Genomic DNA, 25,636 nt, shown 5'->3' with positions numbered 1-25,636 from the left:
TCCCCGACGTGCCAACAAGGCCAGCGTAAGGCAAGCGTTGCTGTCAGCGCAGTCCGGGGCCGGCTTGCCGGTTGAGTTCGCGTGCCGGATTGCCGCCGAAGATGCTGTGGGCCGGGACGTCCTCGCCTTTCATCAGGAACGAGTCGGCTTCGAGCTGGGAACTTTCGTGCATGGTGGTCCCATAGTGGACGAATGCGCCCACTCCCAGTGTGCAGCCGGCGCCAAGGGTGATGGCATCGAGTTTGAACGCGCCATCCTCCATGGAGTGGCATTGGACGCCGGAGTGGGCATTGAGGGTGCAATAGTCCCCGATGGTGACGAGGGTCCTTTCGGGGATCCCGCAACCGTCATCGAAGACCTTCTTGCCCATCCGGATCCCCAACATGCGCCAGATCACGGGTTTGAAGGGCGTGCCGTTGAACATTTGCACGATACCCCCGGCGCTGAGCTTCCAGAAGCGCTCGTGGCGCCAGAACGGCACTTCGTAGATTGAGCAGAAGCGCGGCGAAAGTCTGCCAAAGCCGAGGGACGCCCGCTCAACGAGGACAGCCAGGGCGTTGGTGGTGATGACCATTGTTCCCACCCCGGCGAGGGCTCCGAGTCCGCCGGCCGCGGGTAGAAGGGCCTGCGATCCCCAGGCCGCGAGGAGAATCACGTAGAGCTCGACCCAGCGGCCCAGCAGGTAGAGGAGCAGCGTCACAGAGTTGTGCCGGTTCTTTGCGGGGAGCCGTCGCCGCAATTCCTCCGGCGTCCTGAACCGGTCGAAGGCACTATCGCGGTCCACTGTGCGCGGGATTTCAAAAGGCGGCGACCCCAGGAGGCCCACCCCATGGCGGAGCGGACCCTCCAGGGGCACCATGGTTTTGGTGCCCAGGAGGCAGTTGTCCCCCACTCTGGCCCCGGCGGGATAGGCGATGTTGTTACCGAAGAAGCTCCTGGCCCCAATGACGGCAGGCGAAAGGCGGAACGCGGTAGTTGAATAGTCGGCATTGATGATCGATAGACCGTCGGAGACCATGGTGCCACTGCCGACCGTGGCCAGCGTGGGGCTGTCGTGCTTCAGCCCGACGCCGAAGTTGGATCCGGTCTGCACCATATCCGGCTGGTGGTAGCCGAGGACGTTCAAGTAGTACACGATGAGGGAACTGTCCCCTGCGAGTTGGAGGAGTGCCTTGAGGTTCGTCAGCCGCTGAATGGTCCGCAGGAGTCCGAACCGCGGACCATAGAGCGGATAGTCCTTACCAGGGATCAGGAACAATGCCAGCACCCTGGGAAGGATGGCTACGAGGGCGAAAGCGGCCACGATACTGCCGAAGAGAAGGACGAACGAGACCAGCAGAAGTGCGCCCCAGAATCCGGGCTGGGCAGGGTTTGTGTCGCCGGTGGGAAGTGAGGCGAGCAGGATGTCGATGGCGCCGATTCCGATGGATGACACCACCACCACATGGATCACGACGGTCCAGAAACCAAAGCTGACCCGGCTGCGCGTACCGCTGCTGGCCTGTCCGGCCAGCCGGTAGTAGTTGGTGTGGGCGGGTTGGGCCGGTGAGCCATTCCAGGCGGAGCCCGGAGGAACACTCTGGAAACGGTGCAAGGAGGAGCTGTGCCCCAGTTGGGCATCGTCACCCATGGCGGTGTCTATGTCCAGCGTGGTCTGCTCACCGATCAGGACGTTGCGGCCGAGGGTGACGGGCCCTGTCTGGATCCGGCCCGCGTGGGCACGGTAGCAGTAGAACGTGGAGTCCTTTCGGATCACCGTGTCCGCCCCTACCGTCAGCAGGTCGGGGCAAGCGGGAATCCTCGAGGAGAGGATGGTTACCCGGGGGCCGATCCTGGCGCCCAGTGCGCGGAGATATAGCGGGAAGACCGGTGTCCCGACGAACATTCGGATGGGGCTTGTGGTGACCAAGGTCTTGACGAACCAGAAGCGGACGTACTCTAGGGACCAGAGAGGGAACTCCCCGGCCTCCCACCGGCCGACGAGCGTCCATTTGAGCACAAGTGGCATGGCTGACAAGGCAATGAAGGTTATAGTGCCGACGACGACGGAGCGCACCACGAAGTCGGCTGGTTGGCGGGATGTGGCTACCCATTGCTCGCCAGCCACCGGGATGAGCAACGCCACGTACGCGTAGGCCAGGGCGGCCATCGCCTGCAGAGCCCCGCACAGCAGGTACTGGCCGGTCCCGACGCGCAGGAAGGGTTCCGCCGTCGCGGTTTCCGTTCCCTCGGCGGACCCCGCGAGTGACTCGTCGTTCGCGGCATCCATGGCGGCCGCCAAGGCGGCGATGGTCGGATGTGCATATATTTCGCGCATCGAGACTGAGGGTGAGTTGGCTACCTTGCGGACGTTGGCGCAGAAATGCGCCAACAACAGGGAGTTTGCCCCGAGGTCGTTGAAGAAATTGGCGGTGGTGGAGACTGACGTGAGCTGGAGGGCCGCAGCCAAAGCCGGGGCGAGGATCCATTCCGTAGGCGTCACCGGCCTGGTGTCGGCGAAGTCTGTACTGACCGCGCGCGGGCCGGAGGGATGTGGAAGCCTGCTGCGGTCGACTTTCCCACTGATCATCATCGGCATGCCCTGGAGGGGCTCGAAGTAACCGGGCACCATGTAGGCCGGGAGCCGCTCGCGCAGCCAGGCGCGGATGTCGCCTCCTTCCACCTTGGGTACGTTCTGGTGCAGCGTGTAGTAGGCGGCAAGTTCCGTGATTCCCGGCCCGGGCTCCCATGTCTTCACAACAGCCATCGCTATCCCGGGCATCTGCAGAAGGACGTTTTCGATTTCGCTCAGCTCAATCCGATAGCCCCGGACCTTCACCTGCGTGTCGGTGCGGCCGTGGTACTCGATTTCGTCGTGATCGTTGAACCGGCCAAGGTCACCCGTGCGGTAAATGCGATGGGACGGGTTGTCCTCCAGGCCGAGGAAATCGGGAATGAATGCCCTTTCTGTTAGCTCAGGCCGGTTGATGTAACCCTTGGCGAGCCCCACGCCCGCCAAGCCGATTTCGCCCAGCTCGCCGTGAGGCAGGGCACGGTCCCGGACGGGATCCAGGATGACCGCCGAATAGCCGGGCAACGGTTTGCCCAGGGTCACGGGTTTGCCGGGCTCCGCCGTACCCCAGGTTGCTGTCACCGTCGCTTCGGTCGGCCCGTAGACATTCAAGAAGCGCCGGCCGGGGCGGTGCCAACGCTCCACAAGGTCCTCCGGGCAGGCTTCACCGGAGACAAGCAGGAACCGCAGCCCTGGCACGTCGTCGTCGAGCGTGGCGAGCAGGGTCGGTACGCAGCAAAGGGCAGTGATGTTCCGGGCCTGGATGAACTCGGCAAGATCCGGCCCGAGGAGGTTGTTCCCGGGCGGCCGGGGCACCAAAGTGGCCCCCACCATCCAAGGCACCCAGATCTCCTCCACGGAGAAATCGAAAGCCGTGGTCATGCCCTGGTAGACCCGGTCGCGGGGATCGTAGCCGTAAGTTTCGGCGGCAATCCGCACAAAGTGGCAGATGCTGGCGTGCTCTATGGCCACTCCCTTGGGCCGTCCGGTGGATCCCGAAGTGTAGATGATGTAGGCCAGTCCGTTGGCCGGGGACCCCCGCTCCGCCCAAGCCAAGCGTGAAGATTCAAACGCGGCAATCCGGCGATCCTCCAAGTCCACGCGAACCGCAAGGTCCGCAGTCCCGGGCAGGAGGCTGTCCGCGAGGCGGGAGACCGTCAGGAGCATGGTGACGTCGGCGTCTTCGGCGATGTAGGCGATTCTCTCGGAAGGGAACGCCGGGTCGAGGGGCACATAGACGGCATGGGCCTTGAGGACCGCAAGCATGCTGACATAGGACCGTACCGGGTCATCGAACAGCAGCGCGATTCTGTCGCCCAGGCGTACCCCGCGGGCAAGAAGGTAGCGGGCGAGCCGGTTGGCCCGGGCGTCGAGCTCTTGGTAGCTCAGCGAACCATCCGCTGTTTCCACGGCAGGATGACTGCTGCGGCCTTCGAGCCGCTGGCGGTCGCACCGGTTCTCGAAGAGCTCCTCAAGCCGCTCGCCGGGGCTCCACCGGATAGCGGTGCCCTGCGTCGGGTTGTCCAGCGCCGTATTGGCCGGTGCAGCGCCGACCAGAACGGGGACACCGTCCCTGAACTGGATCAGGGACCGGGCGCTTGTGGCCGCTCCGCCGGAGGTCCGGCCCGGGTCCACATGCCTCCCCATATTTCGCCTCCTTGCCCTGGACTTGTGCCCGGCCTTATCTGGCCGCGCCTGTCGTGGTCCTGTGTCCGGCAATGGCACGCTGGTCGGCAATGGAACTTTGTTCTGCGATCGCAGCCAGGAGAAGCCCGCAGGCGGTGTGGACAATTTCTTCCGTGATGTTCAGCGGAGGCAGGAGCCTGACCACGCAGTCGTCGCGGCCACCGCATTCGAGTATCAGGCCCAGATCCAAGGCATTTCGCTGCACTGCGCGGGCCAGCTCTCCGGCAGGACGGCCTGTTTCCGGATCGGCGAACTCGATTCCCCACATCAGGCCTCTGCCCCGCACCTCGCGCACCCAGGCATTGCCGGCCAAGGGCGCGAGAAGCAAGGCAATCTGCGCGCCGCGGCTCCGGACGTTGCCGAGAACGTCGTCGCGCCGGATGATCTCCACGGCTGCGGCCCCCGCGGCGAAGGCCAGCTGGTTTCCTCGGAATGTCCCCGTGTGGGCGCCGGGGAGCCAGCGGTCGAGGTCCTTGTTGTAGATGATCAGGGCAACAGGGAGGCCGATTCCGCTGAGCGCCTTGGATGCGACGATGACATCGGGCTCGATCCCGTATTGCTCGAATGCGAACCAGGTTCCCGTGCGCCCGCACCCGGTCTGGATCTCGTCGATAATCAACGGGATGCCCAGCTCACGGGTCACCCTGCGCACGGTTCGCGCGAATTCTGCCGTGGCCGGTACAACTCCCCCCTCGCCTTGGACCATTTCCATGATGACGGCCGCGGGAAGCGGAATTCCTCCGAGCGGGTCTTTGAGGGAATGCTCGAGGAACAGGACGCAGTTGGTCGAACAGGTCTCCGGGTGGAGGCCTAGAGGACACTGGGCACAGTAGGAGTACGGGAAGAAGTGCACTCCGGGCATCCCGTTCGCCACCGGCTGCTTCTGTTCAACTAGTCCGGTCAACGCCATCCCCACTGTACTGCTGCCGTGGAATGCTCCTTGGAAGCACACGATGTCCGCGCGCCCGGTGGCCGTCTTGCACAATTTGACGGCGGCATCCACGGCATTTGCACCGGTCGGTCCGCAGAAGTGGATCTTCATCCGATCGGCGAGTCCCCAGGGAAGCATGGACAGCTGCGCCGTCATGAAGGCGTCCTTCGCCGGCGTCGGGAAATCAAGTCCGTGGCTCAATCTCCGCAGCTGGGCGGCGACGACCTCCACCAGCTCCGGATGGCTGTGCCCGAGGGACAAAACCCCGGCTCCGGCAAGGAAATCAATGAAGACATTGTCATCGACGTCCCGCACAAAGGCTCCGGAGCCCTCGGCAATCGCGATGGGAAGATGCCGCGGATAGGTGCGGGCATTGGATTCGTTGAGTTCCTGGTGCGCCAACAACTCGGCAGATCCGGGTCCTGGGAGGGGCCCGGTTACATGTGCCGAGGTCAAGGTAGCCTGCTGCGGAAAAGTGTTCATGGCGATCGGGTCCTTATCCCGGGGATCCGCGGAAGCGGATCAGTGATTGAGCGCTTCCCGCTGCCGTGCCTTGGCGAGGCGGGGAGGATGGGGTGCCGATGCTGCGGCCCCACTACGGCGCTTTGGAGGCCTCCTCCCCTGCCTGGTTCAGTCCTGCGTGATCCAGTCCTGCATGGTCCAATCCTGCATGGTCCAGTCCGAAGGCCAAGCACACGGCGCGCTGTGCGTCGTCCAGCACATCCGCGCGAACAGCAACGTCGATGCGCATGTCCGACGCCGAGATCAACTCGATCTCGGCACCCGCATCCGAAAGGGCTTTGAAGAGCCGCGAAAAGATCTGCGCGTCAGTGCGCATACCGAGCCCGATCAGCGACAGCCTGCCGATCTGGCCGTCGTAGCGGAGCTCCACGAAACCAATGGCCGTCTGGGCAGCGGAGAGGGCTGCACGGACACGGAATCCGTCCAGGCCGGGAACCGCGAGCGAAATGTCCCTCCCGCCGGCGCGCGCGGACGAGGTGTTTTGAACGGCCATCTCAACCTGGGCGCGCTCATCGGCAAGAAGCCCGAAGATCTCTGCGGACTTTCCCACGCCGTCCGCGACGCCCATTAACGTCAGCTTCGCTACGGCGTCGTCACAGAGAACTGCAGAGACCACGGGCTGCTCAACGGCCGGAGCCCGCTCCCAGACCGGCTTGTGGTCCCATTCCGCTTCCTGGTCCCGGCCCGGCAGAATCATGGTTCCAGTGCTCCTGTTGAAGGAGGAGCGCACGTGGATGGGGACTCCAAACCGGAGGGCATACTCAAGGCATCTGGCATGTACGACTTTGGAACCGGACGCAGCCAGCTCCAGCATTTCCTCGTTTGAAATAGTGTCGATTTTCCGCGCACGGGGAACAACCCGCGGGTCGGCGGTGTAGACGCCATCGACGTCGGTATAGATTTCGCACATGCCGGCGCCCAGCGCGGCGGCCAAGGCGACGGCCGTGATGTCCGAACCACCCCGGCCGAGGGTGGTGACCTCCTTTTTCTTGAGGCCCTTGCCCTGGAAACCAGCGACGATGGCAACTTCTTCGCGCTTCAGGCAAGCGCGGATATGGTGCGGGTCAACGTTGACAATGTGTGCTTTGCCGTGGATGCCATCGGTTATCAGTCCGGCCTTTTTTCCGCTGAAGGTCCGGGAAGGAACGCCCAGATCAGCCAATGCGATCGCCAGGAGCGTCACCGAGATCCGTTCACCCGTTGTCAGCAACGTGTCAAGCTCACCGGCGGGAGGGCTGGGGCTGAGGGATACGGCCAGGTCAAGCAGTTCGTCGGTGGTGTCGCCCATGGCCGAAACCACCACCACCAGCGGATGGCCGGCCTCCCGGGTCTCCGCGATCCGCCGGGCCACTCGTTTGATGGCTGCTGCATCGGCTACGGAGGAGCCTCCGTATTTCTGCACTATGAGGTCCCGGGCCCGAAGCTTGGTACGCGTGCGTAGCGCCGTCTGTTCGAGACCGGGGAAGCGTTCTGGTCCGTCCACCTCCGGATGCTGACTGTCTGCTGGTATGTCCCGGATGCTGACTGTCTGCTGGTACATGGAGCCTCCTGGAGCCCGCATACCCCCTTGCCGATCTTACAACGTATATACCTCGCGGGAGGTTCACCTAGGCAACAAAAACCAACCTTTGGAACGCCGCCGGGAGCCAGCGCTTCGCGGAAATTCACTATCTTGACGTTCGTCACAATAGTGATAATCTCAATGCATGGATAACAGCACCGGCCACTCCGAAGAGAGCATCAGGGACCAAAACATCAGGCCCATCGAGGATTCGGTCCGCACCGACTTCAGCCAGGCCATGTCCTACGGCGGGTATCTGGACCTGGACCGCCTCCTCACTGCCCAGCACCCGTTGAGCACGCCGGAACACCATGACGAATTGCTGTTCATCATCCAGCACCAGACCAGCGAACTGTGGCTCAAGCTCGTCCTGCATGAACTCCTCGAAGCCCGCCGGCTCCTTGATGCGGACAACCTGGCCAAAGCCCTCAAATGCATCGCACGCGTCAAGGCGATCCAGCGCACCATGACCGAACAGTGGTCTGTCCTGGGCACACTGACTCCCCGCGAGTACTCCGAATTCCGGCGCTTCCTGGGCAGCTCGTCAGGCTTTCAGTCCCACCAGTACCGGGCCGTCGAATTCCTATTGGGCAACAAGAACCGCGGCATGCTCCGGGTCTTCGAGAGCGATCCGGCGGCGCACAGCCAGCTCAGCACGCTCCTGGAGGAGCCGACGCTTTACGACGCCTTCCTCGCAGTGCTGGCGCGGGCCGGCTATGCCGTTCCCGCCGAAATCCTGGAACGTGACACCAGCGAACCGTGGACGTTCCGGAAAGACCTCGTCCCGGTCTTCCAGGAGATCTACGAATCAGAAGCTACGCCCTGGGGTTTCTACGAAGCTTGCGAAGACCTCGTAGACATCGAGGACAACTTCCACGCCTGGCGCTTCCGCCATTTGCGTACGGTGCAGCGGACCATCGGATTCAAAGTGGGGACGGGAGGCTCGTCAGGCGTCGACTTCCTCAAGCGGGCCCTTGACCTCACCTTCTTCCCGGAGCTCTACGCCGTCCGCACCGAGATCGGCAACTGAACAGCAACCCCGCTCCAGCAACCCCCAAAGTTTTCTTCAGGAGAGACATGAACAGCGCGCAGCAAACGCAACGGCCGACGTCGGGAGAGCTCGACGCCGCGGATCCCCTCGCCGGGCAGCGTGAGGCCTTTTACGCCCCGGCGGACGGTCAGCTCACCGCATACCTCGACGGGAACTCGCTCGGCAGGCCGCTCAAAGCGACGTCAGCGAAGCTCGCGTCCTTCGTCGAAGAGGCGTGGGGCAGCCGCCTCATCCGTGGTTGGGACGAACAGTGGATGGACGAGCCCACCACGGTGGGCGACCGGATCGGCGTCGTCACCCTGGGGGCGGCCGCCGGCCAGGTCACCGTGGGAGATTCCACTTCCGTGATGCTCTACAAGCTCATCCGGGCAGCGGTCGACGCCCAACCGGGTCGTGATGAGATCGTCGTGGACCGGGACAACTTCCCCACGGACCGTTTCATCATCGAGGGCATCGCCGCGGAGAAGGGCGCCACCATCAAGTGGGTCGCTTCAAATCCGGCCAGCGGCGTCCGGACCGCAGACCTCGAGGGACTGCTCAGCGAGCGGACCGCCGTCGTCGTACTCAGCCACGTCGCTTACCGTTCCGGTTTCCTGGCGGATGCCGCGGCGATCACCGCGATGGTCAAGGAAGCCGGTGCGCTCATGCTCTGGGACCTGTGCCACTCCGTAGGCTCGGTGCCCCTCGAACTCGACGCCTGGGGTGTGGACCTTGCCGTAGGTTGCACCTACAAATACCTCAATGGCGGCCCGGGCTCCCCCGCGTTCGCCTACGTCAACGCTTCGCAGCAGGACCGCCTGCAACAGCCGATCTGGGGCTGGATGGGCGCCGACAACCCCTTCGGCATGACGGAAAGCTACAAACCGGCACAAGGGATCCGAAGCTTCATCACCGGCACTCCGCCGGTGCTGGCCATGCAACCGCTCAAGGACATGGTTGAGCTGATCGCATCAGTGGGCATGGATGCCGTGCGGGAGAAGTCCATCAAGCTGACGGAGTACGCAATCGCCTTGGCTGAGGACATACTGGTCCCCCTCGGCGTCGAAATTGTCAGCCCGCGCAACACCGCAGAGCGTGGCTCGCACATCACGGTGGACCATCCCTTGTTCGCCGAGGTGACCCAGACACTCTGGGAACGCGGTGTCATTCCCGATTTCCGTCCCCCGCACGGACTGCGGATCGGCCTGTCACCGCTCAGCACCAGCTACGCGGAGGTTGAGCTGGGAGTGACCGCCATCCGGGACGCCCTCACCGAACTCCTGTGAGCGCTGTCCTCGACGACATGGACTCCCGGCCCGGGAGTACCACGTCGTTGCTTCGCACAGTCATCGGCCTGTACCTGCGCGATGCCGGCGGATGGATGTCCACGAGGCACATCATCACCCTCATGGAGGCTCTTGATGTAACCGCGGCTGTTTCCCGGACGGCATTGTCACGGTTGAAGAAGAAGGAAATCGTCGTTCCTCAGCTGCGTCATGGTGTTCCCGGCTTCGCCGTCACCGAGGGCGCCGCATCGATGCTTGCCCGCGGCGACAGGCGGATATTCAACCCACGCCACATGTCCTCCGCGGACCGCTGGTGCCTCGTGTCCTTTTCCATTCCGGAGACGGAACGGGAAAAGCGGCACCAATTGCGGCGGCGACTGCACTGGATCGGCTGCGGCACGGTTGCAGCCGGGCTGTGGATCTGCCCGGATTCGCTTCGGGAGGAAGTGGAGGAGATCCTGGAAGACCTGGAGCTGCGCGGCATGGCCACGCTGTTCGTCACGGACACTCCCCTGGTCGGCGGGAGCCTCCGCGATGCCGCATCCGCATGGTGGGACCTGGCGGCGGTGGCAGAACTGCATCGCGACTTCATCCGGCATCATGGTTCCGCGGCCGACGACTGCGGCCCGGCTAAAGGTTCCAACGACGGCCCGGCCTCGGCCGAAAGCTTCGCGCGTTATGTCCGATGCATTGACCGCTGGCGGATCATTCCGTACTTGGATCCGGGACTGCCGGCGGATTTCCTTCCCGAGGATTGGCCCGGCATGGCTGGAATCGCGCTCTTCGAGCGCCTCGGGTCAGCTTACTCACGGCCGAGCGCGGACTTCGTACGGAGGATGCTGGAAGGGTAGCGGGTCCAGTTCTTCCTCAGCCGTAGGTCACAGTCGTTCCCGCTGCGGGGGACCATGCGATGCGCCCGCCTTGGTAGTTCTGCACCACCCCGCCGTTTCGGGCTGGGTATTCGTTCGTCGTCGGGTAGCCGAGCGGGCCGTTCTCGTAACCTGTTGACGCCCAAGCCGCACGGATTCCCCCGACACTCACGTGCGCCCCGGTCGCAGGAGACCAGACAATCGCACCACCTTGATACATCTGGTAACAACCGCCGTCCCGCAGCCCGCACGCTTCATTCGTCGTCGGGTAGCCGAGCTGGCCGTTCTCGTAACCGCTTGCCGCCCAAGCCGCACGGATTCCCCCGACACTCACGTGCGCCCCGGTCGCAGGAGACCAGACAATCGCACCACCCTGATACATCTGGTAACAACCGCCGTCCCGCAGCCCGCACACTTCATTCGTCGTCGGGTAGCCGAGCTGGCCGTTCTCATAACCTGTTGCCGCCCAAGCCGCACGGATTCCCCCGACACTCACGTGCGCCCCGGTCGCAGGAGACCAGACAATCGCACCACCCTGATACATCTCGTAGCAACCATCGTTGCGCAATCCGCAGACCATCACAGAGGCCGCTGCACCGACACTTGGGGATGCGGCAGCCGCCGTCGTGATCGCCGTCGCAGCGTCAACAGAGGCAGGTGTGGGTGCCCCCGAAAACAGCAGGCGGTTCGGAGTTCCCGGGCTGGAGCCGGAAACGACGCCGGACGAGGCTTCGGAAAGCAGGAGCGTCCCGACGGCGGACGGAGACAACCGCGGGTACAAGGACAACAGGGCCGCCACTGCACCCGTGACGTGCGGAGCCGCCATAGACGTTCCGCTCATGACGGCCGTGGCGGTGTTCGATGCGATCCCAGCTGACGTGATGCCCACTCCTGGAGCATAAAGGTCGACGCAGTTGCCGAAGTTGGAAAAGGACGCCTGCCGGTCCAAGGAGTCGCTCGCGGCGACGGTGAGGGCGTCCAGGACCCGTGCGGGGGAAGTATTACAAGCGTCGGTCGTGGCATTGCCCGCCGCGACGACCGCAGTGATGCCCTTGGAGATGAGACCCTGCACCGCGGCGTCGACCATGGGGCTGGGAGGGCCGCCGATACTCATATTGGCCACGGCCGGTGTACCGGCAACGTGGTTTGCCGCAACCCAATCGAGTCCGGCAATCAAGTCGGAGGTGTACCCGCTGCCCGTACAGTCGACGACGCGCACGGGCACAATCGTGGCACTTTTGGCAACTCCGTACGTCTGGCCCGCGACAATTCCGGCGACGTGGGTGCCGTGGCCATCGCAGTCGTTTGTTCCCTGGCCGTCGGCTATCGCAGTCCAGCCGTTTGCCACCCTGCCACCGAACTCGGTGTGGCTTGCAAGCACACCACTATCGATCATGTATGCGACCACCCCGGCACCCGAAGCAACGGGGGTATAGGTGCCGGATAACGGCAGGGTGCGCTGGTCGATCCTGTCCAATCCCCACGGCGCGCCTTGCTGGGTAGCCGACACCTTGAGCGGTGCGTCAACCTCGACGGCGGCAACCTGTCCGGAACGCTTCAGCTCATCCGCTTGGGCCGGCGTAGCGGTCACGACGGCCCCCTGCATCGCATTCGTAAAAGTCCTTGCGACCGTGACGTTGCTGGAACGCAAGGATTGCTCCCCCGCCGCGGCATCCGTTCCAGCCGCATACTTCACGATGTAGCGGGAATGTCCATCATCCTTCGCACTGCTTGCCAGGTTTGATGGGATCTGCGAGGCGGCTCCTGCGGAGACTCCGGAAAAGGCCACAGCGAGGATGGCCAGCAGCAGCGACAGGACATGACGGGAAACGGACGCGGAACGAATTTTGGACTTCCTTCAGGTGTCGGGCCGGACGCTCAAACCAGGAGCTAGCTGGACCAAGCTTAGTTCGCGCAAACCCCTCAATGAGGAAACTGCGGTGATCCTTGGTTGAACTTTGGATTCTTCGGTAAAAGTCGGGGACGCGGCCCGAAGTGAAAATATTCCTTCCTCAACGAGGCACGTGATCACTCCGGACACCAGGCGTACTCTGGAAGCATGAACTTCGCCGATGGTGGATGGTTCGCGAGGTTGTCATGACCCGCCCTTGGTTGCGTTGGCTGCCCGCTGCGCTGGTTCCGGTAGCGCTTGCTGCGGCTGCCCTGGCTGGTTCCTACCAGGCAGGGGCCGCGACGAACCTGCCGCACAAAACGGCAGAGGAAATTATCGCGATGATCGGCCGCGCCGATGTCCAGGCCTTGTCCGGAACCCTCCAGCAGAGTTCCGAAATGGGACTCCCCCAGCTCCCCTCCGTCGGGCCAACTGCAACCCAAGGTCCGGCTTCGGTCATCGAGCTTTTGAGCGGTTCACACACGGCCCGGGTCTACCTGGACGGCCCCGCCAAGGCCAGGTTCCAGGTGATGGACATGCTCGCCGAGCGCGACGTCGTCCGCAATGGAAACGATCTCTGGCTCTACAACTCGGCCGACAACAGTGCGGCGCACATGACGATGCCCGCCGGGCCGGCACGCGATGCGGCCCCGCACGCGACCCCGACTCCGGGGGTAACCACTCCTGACGTCGTCGCGCAGCACTTCCTCGCCGCCGTCGGGCCCACCACGGACGTGACAGTGGGCGACGGAACCACGGTGGCCGGCCACACGGCCTACCAACTGGTGATCAAGCCACGCAGTACCGCGACGCTCGTCGATTCCGTGACAATCGCCGTTGACTCAGCCTCGGGCCTGCCGCTCGGCGTCGACGTGCGGGCACGCGGCCAAGCCGCAGCGGCCTTTTCGCTCGCATTCACCGAGCTGAACTTGTCGGCGCCCGACGCCGCCCTGTTCAGCTTCACCCCGCCGCGCGGTGCCGCGGTTGAAGAGAAAGCAACTCCGCAGCTGCGCGCCCTCCCCGGGAAGACCGGGCAGGCACCGGAGGCAAAGGCAACAGCCGGCCGGCCAACGACTACAGGCACCGGTTGGGACACAGTGATCGCCTTGCCTTCGGGCGCGGTCCCCACGGATGTCCGCTCGGCTCCGATGTTGGCCCAGCTCACCCAGCCGGTCGCGGGTGGCCGTGCGCTGACGACCAGCTTGGTAACTGTCTTGGTGCTCGACGACGGCCGCGTCTTCGCGGGAATGGTGCCACTCGAGCGGTTGCAGTCCGCAGCCGCCACGAAATGACGGAGGCGGCCGCGCCAGCTAAACTGGCGATCGAGACCCAAGGCCTGAGCAAGCGATTCGGGCACCGGGCCGCCGTCGACGGCGTTGACCTTGCAGTGCCCCGCGGTTCGGTCTTTGGCTTCCTTGGCCCAAACGGCTCCGGCAAGACCACCACCATCCGGTTGCTGCTTGGCTTGGCGTCCGCCACGAACGGCCACATCCGGGTACTTGGCGGCGAGATGCCGCGCCAACTTGCAACGGTGCTGCCCAATGTGGGCTCGCTGGTGGAAGGGCCGGCCTTCTACCCTTTCCTGTCGGGGGCGGCGAACCTTCGGCGCTTGGACAGCGCCGATCTTCATGCCTCCCCGCAGACCCGGGCCGCGCGGGTGGATGACGCGCTCGAGAGGGTGGGGTTGTCCCATGCTGCAGCTAAGAAGGTCCGCGCCTATTCCCTCGGGATGAAGCAGCGGCTGGGGATTGCGCATGCCCTGCTGCGTCCGAGGGAACTGCTTGTCCTCGATGAACCCACCAACGGCTTGGATCCGCAAGGGACCCGGGAGGTGCGCAGCCTGGTCCGCTCGCTGGCCGCCGGGGGCACCACAGTGTTCGTTTCAAGCCATCTCCTCGCGGAAGTGGAACAGATGTGCACCCATGTGGGAGTCATGAGCGTGGGCAAGCTCGTGGCGCAAGGAACCCTCCACGAACTGCGCGCCGCGGGAAAGACAACCATCCGGCTCCACACGCCCGATATCGAAGCCGCCGTCCGTGTCCTTTCCAGGCTGGGCCTGCAATCGGAACTGTCTGTTCCGCCGCCCGGCTCGTACGGCGCCGATGGCCAGAGCCTCGTCAGCACCGGTCCGCCGGGGCACGAAGTCGCTCCCGAGGCGATCGTGGCTGCCCTCGTGTCCGACGGCGTCCGGGTCCGGGGCTTTGGCGTAGAGAACGCCAGCCTGGAGGAGCGTTTCGTCTCCCTTACCGGAGAGGGTTTCGACATTGCCGGCTGAACATGAAACCAGACCTATGACCGCCGCGCCGGGCGGCCCGGCGTCAAACGCCCGGCCATCAAGCTCGTGGTCACTCATGGCCTCCGAGCTTTCGGTACTGTTCCGCCGGCTGCGGACGTGGGCCATGCTCCTTGCGCTCGCCGGGATTCCCCTCCTCATCGCCGCCGCGGTCAAGCTGAGCTCGCATCCCGTGGCCCCTGGGCGCGGTCCGCCGTTCCTGGATCGGATCACCCAGAACGGGCTTTTCGTCGGCGTCACGGCAATGATCGTCTCCGTGCCTTTATTCCTTCCGCTCACGATCGGAGTGGTGGCCGGCGACACGATTGCCGGAGAAGCGAATCTTGGCACGCTCAGGTACTTGCTCGTCGCCCCGGCGGGACGCGTCCGCCTCTTGTTGATCAAATACGCGTCTGCCGCGGCGTTCTGCCTGGCAGCGACCCTTACGGTGGCCACCGCCGGGGCGCTGGCCGGCGTCGCACTCTTCCCGGTGGGTCCCGTCACCCTGCTCTCCGGCGACACTATCGGCGTCGGCGAATCAGTAGTGCGTTCCCTGCTGATTGCTGCATACATCGCAGTGTCCTTGTTGGGTCTGTCCGCCATCGGGCTGGCGATTTCCACTTTTACGGACGTGCCGGTCGGGGCGATGGCTGCAACCATCGTGTTGTCCGTCGTGTCGCAAGTGGCCGACAACCTGCCGCAACTGGAGTGGCTGCACCCGTGGCTGTTCAGCCATTACTGGTTGGGTTTCGCCGATCTTTTGCGTCAACCCATCTCGTGGACGAGCTTCGGCGACAATGCCTTGCTGCAGGCGGGCTACATCGTGGCGGCCGGTGCGCTGGCTTTTGGCAAATTCACGAGCAAGGATGTCCTGTCCTGAAGTAGGGCCTGCCCGTAAGCTCGTGGCATGGCAAGATTCTTCGATGTTCACCCGCAGGACCCCCAACCACGCGCAATTGCCCAGGTGGTCAATATCCTCCAGTCCGGCGGGCTCATCGCCTACCCCACCGATTCCTGCTACGCTCTCGGCGCGCAAATCGGCAATAGGGAGGCCCTCGATCGGATCCGCTCGATCCGGCAGCTCGACAGCAAGCACCATTTCACCTTGGTCTGCAAGGATTTCGCACAGCTCGGGCAGTTCGTCATGATCGACAACGATGTCTTCCGAAGCATCAAGGCCGTCACGCCGGGAAGCTACACGTTCATCTTGCCGGCCACGAAGGAAGTGCCACGCCGTCTCCTGCATCCCAAAAAGAAGACGGTAGGCGTGCGGATTCCGGACCACATTTTTGTCCAGGCCCTGCTGGCCGAACTGGGCGAACCACTTCTTTCCAGCACCTTGCTGCTCCCCGACGAAGAAGAACCCTTGACCCAAGGCTGGGAAATCAAGGAACGCCTGGACAATCTGGTCGAAGCGGTGATCGATTCCGGAGACACCGGCGCAGAGCCCACCACCGTGGTGGACTTCTCGAGCGGCACGGCGGAAGTGGTCAGGCGCGGCACCGGCGATCCCTCCCGATTCGAGTGAGCATGGGCATCGCCGAATCCCATGTCACGATCGACGTCGACGGTACGGCGATCTCGGGTATCTACGCCCGGCCGGACAAACCGGTCGCCACCCTCGTTCTTGCCCACGGAGCCGGTGCGGGCATGGAGCATCCGTTTCTGGGCGGCCTCGCGCACGCGTTAAATGACGACGGCGTTGCGACTTTGCGCTTCAACTTCCCTTACCGGGAAGCCGGCAAGAGGTTCCCCGACCGGCCGCCTGCCGCGATCGCGACGTGGCGGACCGTCATGGCGGAAGCGGCGTCCCGTTCAGAGGGCGAACCGTTGTGGGCAGCCGGCAAGTCCTTCGGCGGTCGCATGGCGTCGATGGCAGTCGCCGAAGGCATGCCCGCCGCGGGACTCGTCTATCTCGGCTACCCGCTGCACCCGCCTGGAAAACCGGAGAAGCTCCGCGATGAGCACCTCTACGGGCTCACGCTGCCCATGCTCTTCCTGCAAGGCACACGGGACACCTTCGCGACGCCCGAACTGCTCGAAAACGTGGTGGCCCGGATCGGACCCACCGCAACCATCGAATGGTGGGACGGCGGCAACCATTCCTTTGAACGCGCAGGAGTCAAGACGAGTGCAGCTGACATCGGCGCGTCTCTCGCGGCTCCGTTGTCAGCGTTCCTTCGTAAGAACCGCTGAGCTGGATGCAGACGCTGAGCCTCAGGCTTTCGCCGAGGCAACGGCTATGCCGGGCGGCAGCGGCTCGTGCCGCAAGTACTCCCGGCGGAATCGTCCGCTGCCCGCCGTCAGTCCCCGCAGCACGATCGCGTACCGCAGCAGTTCCTGTTCCGGAACTTCGGCGCTGATCTCAGTACGCTCTCCGCCCACGGATGTTGTGCCGGTGACGCGTCCGCGGCGGGAGGACAGATCGCTCATGACCGCACCCACATGCTCGTCGGCCACAAGTACCGTCACGGCCGAAATCGGTTCAAGGAGTTGAATACTGCCCGCCGCCGCGGCCTCCCGCAAGGCCAACGCGCCCGCGGCCTGGAAAGCCGCGTCCGACGAATCGACGCTGTGGGTCTTGCCGCCTACCAGGATCACCCTGATGTCGACCACGGGGAAACCCGCGCGCACCCCCTTGCTCATCTGGGCCCTGACGCCCTTCTCGACCGACACAACATACGTTCCCGGGATGACCCCGCCAACAATCCTGTCAACGAACTCGAAGCCTCCCCCGCGTTCCAGGGGTTCCACTTCGATATCGCAAATCGCGTACTGACCGTGGCCGCCGGATTGCTTGACATAGCGCCCGTGGCCGGCGGCCTGGGCAGCGAAGGTCTCCCGGAGGGGCGTGATGACGTCCACGGTCTGAAGCTTCACCCCCTGCTCCCGCAAGCGGTCGAGAACTGCCTCCGAGTGGGCCTCGCCCATGCACCACAAGACCAGCTGGTGCGTCTCGGAGTTGCGCTCAACCCTCAGGGTCGGATCTCCTGCGGCTACCTTCGCCAGGCTCTTGGAGAGCGCGTCCTCGTCGCCGTGCGAGGCCGCTTCGATCGCCACAGGCATCAGCGGCTCGGGCATGTCCCAGGTTTCCACGAGCAACGGAGCCTCGCGTGCGGAAACCGTGTCTCCCGTCTCGGCACTCGCCACCTTTGCCAGCGCGCAAATATCCCCGGCCACGGCGAACTGGACCGGCCGAAGGCTGGACCCCAACGGAGAGTAGAGGTGCGTGATCCGCTCGTCACTGTCGTGGTCGGGGTGGCCGCGCCCGGCCAGGCCATGCCCGCCGACATGCACGGCAGAGTCCTCGCGAAGCGTCCCTGAGAAGACCCGGACGAGGCACACGCGTCCCAGGAACGGGTCAACCGTAGTCCGCACCACTTCGCCAAGGAGCGGACCGTCCGGATCGCAAGCCAGGGGTTCCATGGGCGTCCCGCCCAGGTCCGTCACCGTCGGGAGGCTTCTCTCGGTCGGAGACGGAAACGCCCGGGTCAGCACCTCCATCAGTTCGGCCGTGCCGACTCCGGTCACGGAGGAGCTTGCCAGTACCGGAAAGAACGTCCCCCGGACGATCGCGGTTTCCAAATCCTCCACGAGGGTATCGATGGGGACCTCCTCGCCGCCGAGGTACCGGTCCATCAAGGTCTCATCCTCGCTCTCGGAGATGATGCCCTCGATGAGTTCACCGCGGACACCCTCCGCGCCGGCCAGTTCCGCCGCTGTCGCAGCCCGGACCGCAGGTCGTGGTTCCCCGGGGGTGTACTCCGACACCGAGCCCGAAAGCAGCCCGAGCACTCCCGAAACAGCGTCAGCGTTTCGGACCGGCAAGTAAAGGGGCAGGACGGAATCGCCGAAGGCGGTCCGGCATTCGGCCAGGACAGCGTCGTAGTTCGCGCGCGGATGGTCAAGCCGGCTGATGACGACCGCCCGGGGCATGCCAACCCGCTCGCATTCACCCCAGAGGGCGGTGGTTCCGGCGTCGACTCCGTCAACCGCCGACACCACGAACAAAGCCGCATCCGCAGCACGCAGCCCCGCGCGCAGCTCGCCCATGAAATCGGCGTAGCCCGGAGTGTCGAGAAGGTTCACTTTGACGTCGTCGAAGACCAAGGGCGCCGCAGAGAGTCCGATGGATCGCTGCTGGTGGATAGCCGTCGCTTCGGAGTCGCTCACGGTGGTGCCATCTAGGATCGAACCCATGCGGGTCACGACGCCGGCAGCGTAAAGGAGTGATTCGAGCAGCATCGTCTTTCCCGCGCCGGAACGGCCAATCAGGACGACGTTGCGGATGTTTTCGGGCCGATCGGCCGGCGTCGAGGAAGGGTCCGCCCGTCGAAGATCAGGGTTGGTCCGGTTCGACCCCTTCGTCGCACTGCCTGGTCCTTTCACCGACATGAGCACCTCCTGCAATAGAAGCCGGATCCCCCGCGTCCTTTGCTAACCGATTCCACACCCTGGACCGGCCCACGGCAAGAGCAATCGAATCCGTCTGAGCCGAAACCCCAGTCTTAGGAGAGCATGCCCCATACCAGGCGAACTGAAAAGGCGGCGCTTGCCGCAATGACAACAGCGAAAGCCACCAGCCAGAGCAAGGACGGTACCCCCGTGGTACGGGCCAGGATGTAGGCATCCGACGACGCGAGCCGGTCCCGTCGACTGGTGTGGACCGAAGCCACCTTGAACCAATCCCGCACGGCGCCCACCTCAAGGGCTATGCCGAGTCCGAGCACCACATGGCTGACCGTGGAGGCGTTGGCGGACATGACAAGGAGTTGGGCAATCGCCGCGCTCAGGAGCGCCACGAAGATTCCCGTGAAGTTCCGCAGAAAGATCAGGGCGAGCAGCAATACCAGCGCGCCGATGGACATGGCCGCTCCCGACCGCCCTTCAGACACGGACCAGATGAGCGCCACACCTACCACCGCGGGACTCGGATATCCCCAGAAACCGGACCAGGCTGCGCCGAACTTACCGCGCCCGCTGCTCAGGAGCTGTCCGGAGTGGTCCAGCCCGATCTTGAGCCCGTGGACAACCCGCCCCGTCATGAGGGCGGCGAACGCGTGGCCCAATTCATGCACGAAGGTCACGTAGAGGCCAAACCAACGCCAGGTGGCCCGCGGGATGCTCAGTACGACGGCCGCAGCGAGGATGCCCAGCACAACCGGGGTCGCCAGGTTCGTGACCTCTGCCGTGGTGAATCCCCGCAGCACAGCCTGCCACCAGTCGTTGGCCAGGTCAGCGGGACGCAATTCCATGTTCATCACCGTCGCATCCTAAGGAAAGAGCCTGTGAATGCCTCCCAGGCCGCTGGAACCGCCTGCGAGCCGAGGTCACATCTTCCGTTTGGTCTTGGCCGTGGCGGGCGCGGTCCACGGATCTTCGGGCCAGGGATGCTTCGGATAGCGGCCGCGCATTTCCGCACGGACCTGCGCATACGGGCCGGACCAAAAGGAGGACAAGTCGTCGGTTACAGCCAGGGGCCGCCTGGCTGGAGAAAGAAGGTGGAACAGCACCGGCACCCGTCCGCCGACCAAGCGGGGCGTCTCTGCCCAGCCGAAGCACTCCTGCAACTTCACGGCCACTACCGGCCGGCCGTCGTCGTCCGCCGCGTCCGGATAATCGATCCGCACCCGCGAACCGCTCGGCACCTCAAGCCATTCCGGCACCAGCTCACCGAGACGGGCTGCCTCCGGCCACGGCAAGAGCCGCCGCAATGGCTCGGCCAAGTCGATCCCGCTCGTCGAGGCGCCGCCTGCGAGCGCTTCGAGTTCGGGCGCCAGCCATTTCTCCAGGCGGGACAGCAACGCGGGTTCGGAGACGTCCGGCCATGGATCGCCGAGTTCCCTGTGCAGCAAAGCCAATCGCCGGCGCAACGCATCGGCAGCCGGCGACCATCCAATGGTCCCCAACCCCTCATTCGCCAAGGCACGGGCTACGGCAGTGCGCCCGTCGTCGATGGAAGGCCGCACGGGCGTCGACGAAAGAACGATCGCCCCCAGTCGCCGCGCCCGCCTGGCGGTGACGCGGCCCTGCTTGAATTCGGCTTCCACCGTGTCGCCCAGGAGGTGGCTGGCGGCAGCTTCCGCCGCATCCGCTGCCAAGGGCGCAGCGGAACGGATGACGGCGCCGGTCCCTGCCGCGTCCCGGCCCTCCGCGCGGGACACTTCGGCGACGGCGAGCCATTCGTGGCCGGTGAGCGCGCTCCCGGCCGGCAGCCCGGCCCGTGTCCCGGACGTCAGCAGGTAGCGTTCAGGACCGGTGCCTGGAACGCGGCGCGCCACACGGTCCGGGAACGCGAGCGCGACGACGAACCCCAAGGCCTCGGCCGCGCTCGCCGGAGAAGACAGGCTCGCTGGTGGGGTCAGGGAAGGCCCGACGCCGGATCCCTCCTGGCGCGCGATCCCCTCCATCCGACGGACGTCCTCGGCCCAACGCCGGGCTCCTGGATCCTTGCCTGTCCGGAGCGTGGCCAGGAGGCGCGTCAGGTCGGCTCCCTGAGCCCGTTGATCGCCGGCCACGAGAGCCACGGCTTCGGCGGCCGCACGGTGCCCGACTGTGGCGGCACCATCCAGCAGTGCCCTGGCCAGCCGTGGATCGGCGGGAATCCTGGCCAGCGTCTTTCCCACGTCCGTGGCAAGCCCGTCCGGGTCGATCGCACCAAGTTCCCGCAGCACTTCCATTGCATCGTCCATCGCGCCTTGCGGCGGTGCGTCCGGAAGTGCGAGCCCCCGGCCACCCGGCGATCCCCAACAGGCCAGGACGAGCGCGGCGCCCGTCAGGTCGGCGGCCGCAATTTCCGGTGTGGGGTGGGCCGGTGCGGCTCCGTATGCTTTTTGCTCGTAGCAGCGGACCACTCGTCCTGGTCCTTGGCGTGCAGCGCGTCCGGCGCGTTGTTCGGCGGAGGCACGGGAGCACGAGACGGTGACCAAGCCGGACATGCCGCGGTTGGCGTCACGCCGCAGTTCACGGGACAGGCCCGAGTCGATGACCAGCCGCACTCCGGGAACTGTCAGGGAGGATTCGGCCAGGGCAGTCGTCACGATAATCCGGGGAGATCCGCCCGGCTCGCGGCCGGAGACCGCCCGGTCTTGTTCCGCCGGGCTTGCCTGGCCGTGAAGCTCCAATACCTCCGCGCCCGGTACCCTGGCAGCGAGGCCGGCGCGCAGCCGGGAGGCGACATATGAGACTTCCCACGCACCCGGGACGAAGACCAGGGCGTCGACGTCCGGATCGGCTGCGAGCGTGTCCGTGTACGACGCCGCGGCAGTCTCCGCCACATGGTCCAGGAAGGGGCGGGTCACGCCGCGTCCGTCCAACCGTGGACCTGCCGCGGGCGCCCAGTCCACGGTCAAGGGATGCAGCGCGGACGGACAGTCGACGACGGGTGCCGGCCCGCCGCCGTCGTGCTTTCCGTCTGCGCCTTCTCCGACGCCTCCAATCAGCGCGGCAAACCGTGGCGCGTCGAGGGTTGCCGACATCGCGACGAGGGTGAGGTCGTCCCGCAGCTGGCGGACCTCGATGAGCATTCCGAGCAACAGGTCTGTCTCCAGGCCGCGTTCGTGAACCTCGTCCAGGATCACAGCGCTGGCGGTCTCAAGCCCCGGATCTGCAAGCAGGCGGCGCAGCAGGATTCCCGGAGTGACGAACTCGATGACGGTCCCCGGCACAGTCTGGCTTTCACCGCGGACCGTGTAACCGACGCGCTCGCCGAGGCGGCTGCCGTCGAGGGCGGCGAGGCGGCGAGCGGCTGAGCGCGCTGCGACCCGTCGTGGTTGGGTCACGATCACCCGGGGGCGCTCCTTCCCTATGACGGCGCCGGCCGCGATGTCGGCGAGCGCGATATTGGCAAGCAAAGGCGGCACGAGCGTCGTCTTGCCGGTCCCCGGAGGCGCTTGCACGACGGCGGTTCCTGCCGTTCCTCCCGCACCGAGGGCGTTCGCGAGTTCCCCCAGCGATTCTCCGAAGACGAGTCCCACGCCGATCGTGTCCAGGTCGAAAGGGCGGTACGCGAGCGCGGCGTTCCGGGGAACGAGTGGAGATTTCACCCCTCCATTGTGCCTATATGCTGATCCGCTCCTGAATGGTGGACTGCTTGCCGAATCGGGAGGACGATTAAAGGGCAGTTGCTAGAAGGAGGTCTGTGATGTGCTACGGCTACAACAAGGATTTCCGGCGGGACACCAGGAAAGATGCCTCACAGGAACCCGAGGAACGCCCTGAGCCCAAGGTGGACGCGAAGGACTTCATGTTCTGGGCCTTCCCACGCCGCCACCGTGAGTTCACGAACGATCCGGAGCCGGTTATCGACCGGACCCGCGAAAGGGTCTAAGCCACGAAATTGAAGGGAACGTCCCGGAGGGGCGTTCCCTTCAATTTGTGGCCCTACAACTCGGCGAATCCAAGGTATTTACTGGAGATACAACGTGAGCGGGTTCGCCTGCCTCGCTGCGGAAATTGGGCTCCCTTTTCCCTCCACTGCCACCGAAGGATCTCCGCCATGAACGCGTCAGCACTTAGCGACGAAGCCGGTGGGCGGCCATGACAGCGGACGCCATCACCTGGCTCATTGTCTTGATTGTCCTGCTGGTCATCTGGTTCGCGATGGCCGTCCATATTGTCACGCAGTATGAGCGCGGTGTCCTGTTGAGGCTTGGGAGAGTCCAGGGCCTCCGGACGCCGGGGCTTGTGATCATCATTCCGTTCGTCGACCGGCTAAGGAAAGTCTCCCTGCGGATCGTCACCATGCCTATCCAGTCCCAAGGCATCATCACCCGGGACAACGTCAGCCTGGACATTTCCGCCGTCGCGTATTTCCGGGTGGTGGACGCCATCAAGTCCGTCCTCGCCATCGAAAACGTCTACGCGGCAATCGACCAGATCGCGCAAACCACGCTGCGCAAAGTAGTGGGCCAGCACACCCTCGACGAGACGCTCGCAGAGACGGATGTCATCAATGCCAACATCCGCCAGATCCTCGATGGACTGACCTTGGAATGGGGCGTCGAAGTGACCCTCGTGGAACTCAAGGACATCCAGCTGCCGGACAGCATGAAGCGCGCCATGGCCCGCCAGGCCGAGGCCGAGCGTGAGAAGCGCGCCAAGATCATCGCCGCCGAAGGCGAGTCTTTGGCCGCCGCTGCTCTGGGCATGGCTTCCGACACCATGATGGCCCACCCCTTGGCCCTGCAGCTGCGCAACCTGCAGTCCATGGTGGAGATCGGCGTGGACAAGAACACCACAGTCGTCTTCCCGGCGCCCTTGATGAGCACCATCGGCGAGCTCGGAGCTTTCCTTGCCCGCGAAGCGGCCGCCGCGAAAGCCGCGCAACCCCCGAGGACCATGACGGGACGGACTATGGCGGCAGGGTGAAGGCGGCAGGGTGAAACTGAACCGTGTCTACGCTCGTTGAACGCGTCGTATAGCCTGAGAACCGAGCGTACAAGCCACAGAAGGAGGAAGACCATGACCGACCCCCTGCGGGGCCGCGCCACCGCCTTCCTCCTCCGCATCGGCCTGTTGGCAGGACTGCTGTCGATCATCGCCGGAATCCTCGGGATGCATGTCATGGCGGGTGGGCACAGCATGCACGCCACCGCCGGTGCGAGCCAGGCCGCCGTCGTGAGCCCTTCGCATGGGGTCCACACATTCGCTGAACGTGCGTCGATGCCGGACGGAGCCGCAGTTCAACTCGCGGCTTCGCCACCCGCACCGTCTTGCACAAGCTCGGGCACCTGCACGGAGATGTCTTCCCTGCACGCCGTCTGCGTGCCTGCGCCGGGCCATAACACGCTGACAGCACCCCTACCCGGCGTCCCGCCCTATGCCAATGCGGTCACGGCCGAGGCTGGCGCCCAAGTCCCCGGCTATTCGCACCGCCCGGGAAGTCCTTCCCCGGGCGATCTCTGCATCAGCCGCACGTAGATTCCATTGCCGCACCGGGCTGCCGGCCCGCTGCACAAGACTCCACCCTGACGCGCCGCCCATGCGGTGGGCTTGCTGTGCGCGTCCCACGCAGCCGTACCTCTTGCAGGCTGACTGATTGAAGGACCCCAGAACCATGAGAAAAAACCTGACCCTGACCACTCTTGCCGTTGCCACGGCCATCTCGCTTGCCGGTTGCTCGGCCGGAACCGGCGGCAGCAGCATGCCGGGAATGGACCACGGAAGTGCCTCCCCGTCTGGCTCAGCCACGGAGAGCGTCGGTTCGCCCGCTGCTGGAGGCCACAACGCGGCGGACGCACAGTTTGCCCGGATGATGATCCCCCACCATGCCCAGGCCGTGCAGATGAGCGACCTCGCGCTCGCCAAGACCGGACTCCCTGCCCAAGTGACTGCGCTAGCCGGCAGGATCAAGGCAGCCCAAGGCCCGGAGATCGAGAAGATGACGGGCTGGCTCAAGGACTGGAACGAGCCGGCCGGGATGTCGGGTGCCCACAGCATGAACGGCATGGTGGGCGACGAGGACTTGAAGAAACTCGAGGCCGCCCAAGGCCATGAAGCAGCCAGGCTGTTCCTGACCCACATGATCGCCCACCACCAAGGGGCCGTGGCCATGGCACAGAAGGAAGGCACGGATGGTAAGAACGCCGATGCCCTCAAACTCGGCAAGGACATTGTGACGGCCCAGGAGGCCGAGATCAAGGAAATGCAGGCGCTATTGGGCGCTCTGTAGCCCGAAGCGCCCTGTATCCCAAAACACCCTGTATCCCAAAGCACCGGCCCACCTGGTTTTCCAGTGTGGGCCGGTGCCGGTGGCCTGGACGAGGGCGTCTTCCGGGCCTATATCGTGACGCCTACGGAGGTATCTTCCGCCGCGAGCAGCGCTTCCGCCACATCTTCCCTGAGGTGGTATTCCCTGGCGTCGACCGGATACAGGGAACCACTGACAACGTAGTAACCGCGGCCTTCGCCTGGCCCGCCGGCCGCGGCATCTATCGCGGCGATCATCCCCGGCGCCAAGGGCTTTTCTTTGCCTGCCTCGCGCAATCGTGCGAGGTCTTCGGCCTCAAGGCGACTGATCAATCCCGGAATATCGCA

20 protein-coding genes are annotated in these 25,636 nt (G+C 64.8%); 12 read left to right on the top strand and 8 right to left on the bottom strand.

Going from position 1 to position 25,636, the window contains the following annotated elements:
• Positions 1 to 43 precede the first annotated feature (43 nt).
• From ACSVHC_RS20245 to ACSVHC_RS20235, 3 genes are all read right to left on the bottom strand, one after another.
• Positions 44 to 4,198 (bottom strand): Pls/PosA family non-ribosomal peptide synthetase, encoded by a 4,155-nt coding sequence (locus ACSVHC_RS20245; protein WP_439181255.1) that lies wholly within the window; start codon positions 4,196 to 4,198, stop codon positions 44 to 46.
• Positions 4,199 to 4,232: 34 nt separating this feature from the next.
• Positions 4,233 to 5,651 (bottom strand): diaminobutyrate--2-oxoglutarate transaminase family protein, encoded by a 1,419-nt coding sequence (locus tag ACSVHC_RS20240; protein WP_439181254.1) that lies wholly within the window; start codon positions 5,649 to 5,651, stop codon positions 4,233 to 4,235.
• Positions 5,652 to 5,763: 112 nt separating this feature from the next.
• Positions 5,764 to 7,230 (bottom strand): aspartate kinase, encoded by a 1,467-nt coding sequence (locus ACSVHC_RS20235; RefSeq protein ID WP_439181253.1) that lies wholly within the window; start codon positions 7,228 to 7,230, stop codon positions 5,764 to 5,766.
• Between the two features lie 166 nt (positions 7,231 to 7,396).
• Between ACSVHC_RS20235 and kynA the strand changes: the two genes are divergently transcribed.
• From kynA to ACSVHC_RS20220, 3 genes are read left to right on the top strand one after another with little or no spacing between them, the layout of a single operon-like run.
• Entirely contained in the window at positions 7,397 to 8,281 is an 885-nt protein-coding gene (kynA, locus tag ACSVHC_RS20230) for a tryptophan 2,3-dioxygenase (RefSeq protein WP_437770294.1), read from the top strand.
• Positions 8,282 to 8,328: 47 nt separating this feature from the next.
• The gene (gene kynU, locus ACSVHC_RS20225; RefSeq protein WP_437770295.1) at positions 8,329 to 9,567 is read left to right on the top strand and encodes a kynureninase; all 1,239 of its coding nucleotides are present in this window, start codon (positions 8,329 to 8,331) and stop codon (positions 9,565 to 9,567) included.
• Positions 9,564 to 10,418, top strand: a complete 855-nt coding sequence (locus tag ACSVHC_RS20220; RefSeq protein ID WP_437770296.1) for a PaaX family transcriptional regulator — start codon at positions 9,564 to 9,566, stop codon at positions 10,416 to 10,418. The genes kynU and ACSVHC_RS20220 overlap by 4 nt, the downstream gene beginning before the upstream one ends.
• 16 nt (positions 10,419 to 10,434) lie before the next feature.
• Here ACSVHC_RS20220 and ACSVHC_RS20215 read toward each other — a convergent pair whose 3' ends face one another.
• On the bottom strand, positions 10,435 to 12,225 hold the full coding sequence (locus ACSVHC_RS20215) for a S8 family serine peptidase (protein ID WP_439181252.1): 1,791 nt from the start codon (positions 12,223 to 12,225) through the stop codon (positions 10,435 to 10,437).
• 308 nt (positions 12,226 to 12,533) lie between these two features.
• Here ACSVHC_RS20215 and ACSVHC_RS20210 point away from each other — a divergent pair, with 308 nt between their 5' ends.
• Genes ACSVHC_RS20210 through ACSVHC_RS20190 form a run of 5 tightly spaced genes read left to right on the top strand, consistent with a single transcriptional unit; the run spans position 12,534 to position 16,795 of the window.
• Entirely contained in the window at positions 12,534 to 13,619 is a 1,086-nt protein-coding gene (locus ACSVHC_RS20210) for a LolA family protein (RefSeq protein ID WP_439181251.1), read from the top strand.
• Entirely contained in the window at positions 13,616 to 14,602 is a 987-nt protein-coding gene (locus ACSVHC_RS20205) for an ABC transporter ATP-binding protein (RefSeq protein WP_437770299.1), read from the top strand. Before ACSVHC_RS20210 ends, ACSVHC_RS20205 begins: the two co-directional genes overlap by 4 nt.
• A gap of 16 nt (positions 14,603 to 14,618) precedes the next feature.
• Positions 14,619 to 15,479, top strand: a complete 861-nt coding sequence (locus tag ACSVHC_RS20200; RefSeq protein ID WP_437770300.1) for an ABC transporter permease — start codon at positions 14,619 to 14,621, stop codon at positions 15,477 to 15,479.
• Positions 15,480 to 15,506: 27 nt separating this feature from the next.
• Positions 15,507 to 16,127 carry an L-threonylcarbamoyladenylate synthase gene (locus tag ACSVHC_RS20195; RefSeq protein WP_437770301.1) on the top strand — a complete coding sequence of 207 codons (621 nt, stop codon included), beginning with the start codon at positions 15,507 to 15,509 and terminating at the stop codon, positions 16,125 to 16,127.
• A gap of 2 nt (positions 16,128 to 16,129) precedes the next feature.
• Entirely contained in the window at positions 16,130 to 16,795 is a 666-nt protein-coding gene (locus ACSVHC_RS20190; RefSeq protein ID WP_437770302.1) for an alpha/beta hydrolase family protein, read from the top strand.
• A 21-nt stretch (positions 16,796 to 16,816) separates the two neighbouring features.
• Here ACSVHC_RS20190 and ACSVHC_RS20185 read toward each other — a convergent pair whose 3' ends face one another.
• The 3 genes from ACSVHC_RS20185 to hrpB form a co-directional block, all read right to left on the bottom strand.
• Complete coding sequence (locus tag ACSVHC_RS20185) at positions 16,817 to 18,994, bottom strand: elongation factor G-like protein EF-G2 (RefSeq protein ID WP_437770303.1); 2,178 nt, start codon at positions 18,992 to 18,994, stop codon at positions 16,817 to 16,819.
• Between the two features lie 113 nt (positions 18,995 to 19,107).
• Complete coding sequence (locus tag ACSVHC_RS20180; protein ID WP_437774030.1) at positions 19,108 to 19,860, bottom strand: M50 family metallopeptidase; 753 nt, start codon at positions 19,858 to 19,860, stop codon at positions 19,108 to 19,110.
• 69 nt (positions 19,861 to 19,929) lie between these two features.
• Positions 19,930 to 22,644, bottom strand: a complete 2,715-nt coding sequence (gene hrpB / locus ACSVHC_RS20175) for an ATP-dependent helicase HrpB (RefSeq protein WP_437770304.1) — start codon at positions 22,642 to 22,644, stop codon at positions 19,930 to 19,932.
• Between the two features lie 98 nt (positions 22,645 to 22,742).
• Here hrpB and ACSVHC_RS20170 point away from each other — a divergent pair, with 98 nt between their 5' ends.
• From ACSVHC_RS20170 to ACSVHC_RS20155, 4 genes are all read left to right on the top strand, one after another.
• On the top strand, positions 22,743 to 22,928 hold the full coding sequence (locus tag ACSVHC_RS20170) for a hypothetical protein (RefSeq protein ID WP_078108763.1): 186 nt from the start codon (positions 22,743 to 22,745) through the stop codon (positions 22,926 to 22,928).
• A 209-nt stretch (positions 22,929 to 23,137) separates the two neighbouring features.
• A complete protein-coding gene (locus tag ACSVHC_RS20165) occupies positions 23,138 to 23,968 on the top strand; it encodes a slipin family protein (protein ID WP_437770305.1) in 831 nt (276 codons plus the stop codon).
• A 93-nt stretch (positions 23,969 to 24,061) separates the two neighbouring features.
• Positions 24,062 to 24,520, top strand: coding sequence for a hypothetical protein (locus ACSVHC_RS20160; RefSeq protein ID WP_437770306.1), 459 nt, complete (start codon positions 24,062 to 24,064; stop codon positions 24,518 to 24,520).
• 136 nt (positions 24,521 to 24,656) lie between these two features.
• Positions 24,657 to 25,271 (top strand): DUF305 domain-containing protein, encoded by a 615-nt coding sequence (locus tag ACSVHC_RS20155; protein WP_437770307.1) that lies wholly within the window; start codon positions 24,657 to 24,659, stop codon positions 25,269 to 25,271.
• Positions 25,272 to 25,378: 107 nt separating this feature from the next.
• Here the strand turns inward: ACSVHC_RS20155 and ACSVHC_RS20150 are convergent, their stop codons facing one another.
• Positions 25,379 to 25,621, bottom strand: a complete 243-nt coding sequence (locus ACSVHC_RS20150) for a hypothetical protein (protein WP_439181250.1) — start codon at positions 25,619 to 25,621, stop codon at positions 25,379 to 25,381.
• Between the last annotated feature and the right edge of the window lie 15 nt (positions 25,622 to 25,636).

This window comes from Arthrobacter sp. KNU-44 (genome assembly GCF_051843155.1).
In the GTDB taxonomy this organism is placed as follows: Bacteria; Actinomycetota; Actinomycetes; order Actinomycetales; family Micrococcaceae; genus Arthrobacter.
The sequence above is the reverse complement of the archived record's forward strand: the minus strand, read 5'-3'. Positions and strand labels throughout refer to the sequence as shown.